Origin of the sequence: Dietzia papillomatosis NBRC 105045 (genome assembly GCF_001570845.1) — a bacterium.
Lineage (GTDB): Bacteria > Actinomycetota > Actinomycetes > Mycobacteriales > Mycobacteriaceae > Dietzia > Dietzia cinnamea.
Map to the genome: position 1 here is coordinate 1 of NZ_BCSL01000094.1, position 1,740 is coordinate 1,740.

At 69.8% G+C, this 1,740-nt stretch carries 1 protein-coding gene and 4 tRNA genes; 4 read left to right on the forward strand and 1 reads right to left on the reverse strand.

Annotated features, from left to right (window positions below):
* On the forward strand, positions 1-482 hold a 482-nt coding region (locus DPA01S_RS15885), incomplete at its 5' end, for a DsbA family oxidoreductase (RefSeq protein ID WP_198150849.1).
* A 106-nt stretch (positions 483-588) separates the two neighbouring features.
* Here the strand turns inward: DPA01S_RS15885 and DPA01S_RS15890 are convergent.
* Positions 589-660, reverse strand: a tRNA-Val gene (locus DPA01S_RS15890).
* A gap of 556 nt (positions 661-1,216) precedes the next feature.
* Here DPA01S_RS15890 and DPA01S_RS15895 point away from each other — a divergent pair.
* The 3 genes from DPA01S_RS15895 to DPA01S_RS15905 all read left to right on the forward strand — a co-directional run bounded on the left by DPA01S_RS15895 (position 1,217) and on the right by DPA01S_RS15905 (position 1,515).
* Positions 1,217-1,289 (forward strand) — tRNA-Gly (locus DPA01S_RS15895).
* Between the two features lie 49 nt (positions 1,290-1,338).
* Positions 1,339-1,409 (forward strand) — tRNA-Cys (locus DPA01S_RS15900).
* A 31-nt stretch (positions 1,410-1,440) separates the two neighbouring features.
* Positions 1,441-1,515 (forward strand) — tRNA-Val (locus DPA01S_RS15905).
* Positions 1,516-1,740: the final 225 nt, after the last annotated feature.

A 1,740-nucleotide genomic window follows, 5' to 3' on the forward strand; every position in this document is an offset into this window, starting at 1 on the left:
CCCGCAAATACGGGATGTCCCGGGCCGAGGCGGAGGCTGGCCAGGAACAGATGGCCGCCCGGTTCCGCGAGTTGGGCCTCGAATTTAACTGGCGGTCGGCGCGGGTCTGCTCGACGTTCGACGCCCACCGGCTCGCCGCGCTGGCGGCGAAGCACGGGCGCGCCGACGAGGTGGACGAGGGACTGCGCCGCGCCCACTTCTCCGAGGGGCAGGTGATCTCGGACCCCGCTGTGCTCCGGAAGATCGGTGTCAACGCCGGCCTGCCCTCCGACGCGGTCGACCGGACGCTTGCCGGTGACGATTTCTCCGACGAGGTGCGGCGCGACGTGGAGACCGCCCGCGGCCTCGGGGTCCGAGGGGTGCCGTTCTTCGTGTTCGACGGTCGGCTCGCGGTGAGCGGCGCGCAGCCTGTGGAGGTGTTCGTGCAGGCATTGGAGCAGGCATCGGAGGCCAGCGCGGAGCCCACAACCGACGCCGGCTGACACGTCGCCGCCGGGCAGCCCTGCGCTCCGGCTGCTCCCGCGCCCCGATCGACCCCTGCGACGACAGAAGCCCTCCCGATGTCCGGGAGGGCTTCTGCTGTGATTGTGGTCCTAACTGGGTTCGAACCAGTGACCTCTCCGGTGTGAACGGAGCGCTCTTCCGCTGAGCTATAGGACCGCATGTCGCCGGGCTCTCTCGCTCGGCACCGGAACACTGTAGCAAGCCCCGGCCCGCCGCCCAATTCGGGGTACGCATCCTCGCAACCGCCCAGCACGGGCCCACCGCCTCACTCCCCCGTCACGTCCGCCTCGACCCCGCCGCGCCCCGCCCCCTCCGGCCGCCGCCGTCCGCGCACCCGACCGGCGAGTGATCACAGGCGACGCGAAATCTGAGCCGCGCGCTCGGAGGCGCCGCGGGTGGAATTCGCCGAAGGGTCTGCCGAGCCCGCCGTGGGCCCCGCGCGGATTCGCCACCGGGTGGGCCTGATCGCAGCGTGGACCGGCAAGCGCGTTCGCTGCGGGAACGGCACGGGCGCGGCGGTCGCGGAGATCGTCGCTGGCCCCGGTTGCCGATCGGGCCGCGTGTGGGACTGCCGGGGGCGGCTGCGGAGCGCCGATTTCGGACATCTGCCCAGTTCATCCCGCATTTCCGGCCCCGGATTTGTGTTCCGCGGAACTCGTCGGCTAATGTTCATTCTCGCAACGCGGTGAGCAACAGCGAGCCGGGAAGCGATGCGGATGTGGCGCAGCTGGTAGCGCATCACCTTGCCAAGGTGAGGGTCGCGGGTTCGAATCCCGTCATCCGCTCGGAGGGATCGAGGAGCCAGGACGTCCTCACCAGGCTCGATACCTTTGCGGTGGAGTGGCCGAGTGGTGAGGCAGCGGCCTGCAAAGCCGTCAACACGGGTTCGATTCCCGTCTCCACCTCTACGTCCGGACTCGTCCGGGCGCAGAACCCGCGCGATTAGCTCAGCGGGAGAGCGCTTCCCTGACACGGAAGAGGTCACTGGTTCAATCCCAGTATCGCGCACCACACGAAAGCCCCGGCCCCGGCCGGGGCTTTCGGCGTTGAAGCGCCGGCACTGCGATGCACTTCGGGACTAACCCGCGGGCCCCTGCCGTTGGGTGGATCGCCGCCGTACCGGTACCTGACCGTTCCGCCTGCGTGATGTCCGTCACGGATGATGGTTGCATGACTGCCACGCCTCGGCTCCACCATTCGACGACCGTCGGCCGGGCCGACGTGGCGAGCATGCGC